We start from the raw sequence: 3,085 nt of genomic DNA, 5'->3' as shown, positions 1-3,085 counted from the left end.
TATATAAACTTTTCTATTTTTTCTTAAAATTGAATTTTTAAGTATTAAAATGAGTATTTAAATGTAAATCGGCTTAATTAAACTTTATTATATTGAATTAAACTTATTTAAATCTTTTAGTTTTAAATATTAAATACATTTATTCTGTAAGATTAGGACATTTTATAAAAGAGTCCAAATTGTGGTTTTTTAAGAAAAATATACAAATATTAAAACATTTGAATAAATTAAAACTCAAAGAAGTTTTTTTCAATAACTAAAAAAAATATATTTTAAAATCTAAGAGATTAAAATAAAAAAAATAAAAAATAAGAAAGATTTAACCTTTCTTATAAAAAAATAGTATAATTTATAGAATTTTGTCTTTTTTACTTCATATAACTCTATTTTAAAAAGAAAATATTAGATTTAAACAAAAATAAATATTTAAATCACCTATAAATATTTAGAAGTAAAACTTAACAAAATTAAAACAATATGCCAAAAAGTGTTTTATTAAAAAAGAAACCATTATAAAAAATCTGTTTTATTAAAAACTTAATTGTGCATATTTTCCTTTTAAAGTATATGTTTTTGGATTCCAATTGTTAATAACACCAAAACTATTTCTATCACTTGAAGCATCACAAGCAACCCAAGTACCATCAACTAATATCTGAACCCAAACATGACCTGTGACTAAACCACTAGTAAATGTACAAGTTCCATGGACATATCTTGCAGCAAGACCGTTAGCTCTGGATAATGCAACTATTGCATGAGACAAATCAACACAGTTCCCTTGACCTTTTAAAATGGCGTTTTTAGCACCGTATTTTGTATTATAATAAAATGAATAAGACATATCCTTTAAAACATAGGCAAAAACTGCTTTAGCTTTTTCCAAATCGTTTTTAGAATTTTTAGTTAAGTACCATGCAAATGTAACAAGGTCAGAATCAGTTGATTGAGCATTTAAACTTGCTTTTTTATACTGAGATAAAGATTCCCCATTATATTTATCATTTAAAATACTACTTGAGATTTTATCTGATGAGGAACTATGGGTCAGTAAAGGTGGAAGATATGAGTTACCTGGATCAGTACTTTTAATTGATATATATACAGAAGCAGGTAGATTTTCTTTTGAATCTGTAGTTGCCAATACCTTAGTTACAAAGTAGATGGTAGTCTGATATTGAACTTTTACATTTTTATAAGTTAAATAATTATACCCTCGTTTATTTTCTTCCAAAAAAACAACAATTATTTTGGAAATATCACCAAAATCCTTTTTATAAACTGTAGTTGAAACAGAGTCACCTGAAGGACTAGGAGGATTTTTTATATTTAATAAAACCTTTATATTACTAGAAATTGATTGGGTTTTATAATATATTGTTTTAGACTGTAAATAACCCATTTCAGGTACAGAAAGCACATAATCATCTATTGGGATATATGCAGGCAATTTATGATATTTATCCATATATGCTTTCATAAGCTTAGAGATAGATATAATTTTACTCTGAGAAATTGTTGTTGGAATTTGATCACCTGCTGCAGCCATTTTATTAGAATAATCTCCATATCCTAATGTTTTCATGTATCTTTTAATAAATGATGATTTTAAAAAGTTTTCTATATTGTTCAATTTAAAAGAATTCTTTAAAACCTCATCATCACTAAGTTTATACTTAAATTTAGAAAAACTAAGGGATTCAATAGTTAATTTAGTCCAATCCGCATTTGAAACATTTTTATATAAATGACTACCTTCAAGTTTGAATTTATAGCTAATTAAAGCCACAAAACTACTTTTTAAATATTTAAAATTAGGGTTTTTAGAGTCAATATATTTATAAACATATTTGTGACTATCTAAATATCTGACAAAACCATCAAAATTTTTATTTAAAAGTAAGTTCATTGGAGTCCTATACTTAGGATTCTTTAACAAGGTATAAATTGCTTTAGATTTTTTTGAATCAGAATATTTATATTTTAATTCCTTGTTCCAAGCATTAATTGTTTTATTAACAATAAAAAGTCTTTTTTCATAGCTTAAATTAGAAAAAGATTTTATCATTTTTGAATTAAAAAACCCTTTTCCTTCTTTAGAGTTATAAAATTTTTTATACTCTTTAGAATTAACTATGGATTTATATGTTTTTGAGTTTACAATCTCATTGTACATTTTTTTATAGGATACTGTCTGATTTGTTTCTAGGGAAACATTGACTTTCTCCACTTTTACAATATTTTCATTTATTTCATTTTTGGATAAATCGTTTTCAGCTGCAAAAGATGTATTTACACAAATTAAGAAAACACATAGCAATGCTAACATCAAAACTCTTTTTTTCATTTTTTTTGCCTCCAATATTTACACTTAAAATATTTAAGTGCAAATTGTTTTATGTCATTAAAAGTTTATAAATTTATCTATTAAGCCATTATATCTAAATATAAAAAGTATAATATGTTTAAATAAAAAAAATAAGTTTTTTAAGGAATATTAAAAAAAAATAAAGAAAATAAACTATTTAAAAAAATAAAATAAAATAAATTTTCTACTATTTAAAAAAAATAAAAAAACAATTAAACAAAGCAGAAAAAAATAAAAAAAGCAAAGAAAATAAAAAAAATAGAATAAAAATAAAAAAAGCAAAGAAAAATAAAAAAAGATAAAAAAAATAAAACTAAAAAACTTGTTGTACTAAAAACAAAAGTTTTAAGGGCTGTGCAGCAATCGAAAATCTAAGTTTCTAAATTTAGTTGATTAAGTTGAAATCAGATTTATAAAATTATAATTAGCATTATTATAAAACAGGGTGTCTGATAATTGAAAAAAATTGAAGAGGTTTGGTATGCTATTTAGTATGTTTAGAGTATATTACATTAGTATTTTATAAAAGTACAATTTATTTGGTCTTTAAAAACAATATTCTAAAAGTTAATCTTTTGATTTTAACAATGAAAAAAATCCACAATGCTTATTATCATTAAAAAATTGACTTTATGGAAAATAGTTTAAATTAAAATATAAGGATTTTATTAAGCTTTTTTAAAAATTAAAACTAATTTCATCTGTACTTTTAGAAAA

At 22.4% G+C, this 3,085-nt stretch carries 1 protein-coding gene; it reads right to left on the bottom strand.

The features are described from left to right. Positions 1–529 precede the first annotated feature (529 nt). Positions 530–2,347: a transglutaminase-like domain-containing protein gene (locus MBCUR_RS01640; protein ID WP_067089413.1), complete on the bottom strand. Its 1,818-nt coding sequence runs from the start codon at positions 2,345–2,347 to the stop codon at positions 530–532. Between the last annotated feature and the right edge of the window lie 738 nt (positions 2,348–3,085).

The sequence above is a fragment of the Methanobrevibacter curvatus genome, assembly GCF_001639295.1.
Lineage (GTDB): Archaea > Methanobacteriota > Methanobacteria > Methanobacteriales > Methanobacteriaceae > Methanoflexus > Methanoflexus curvatus.
The sequence above is the reverse complement of the archived record's forward strand: the minus strand, read 5'-3'. Positions and strand labels throughout refer to the sequence as shown.

Excerpts from the sequence above, each read along its gene's own strand:
- MBCUR_RS01640 (WP_067089413.1), bottom strand. The coding sequence starts at position 2,347 with ATGAAAAAAAGAGTTTTGATGTTAGCATTGCTATGTGTTTTCTTAATT.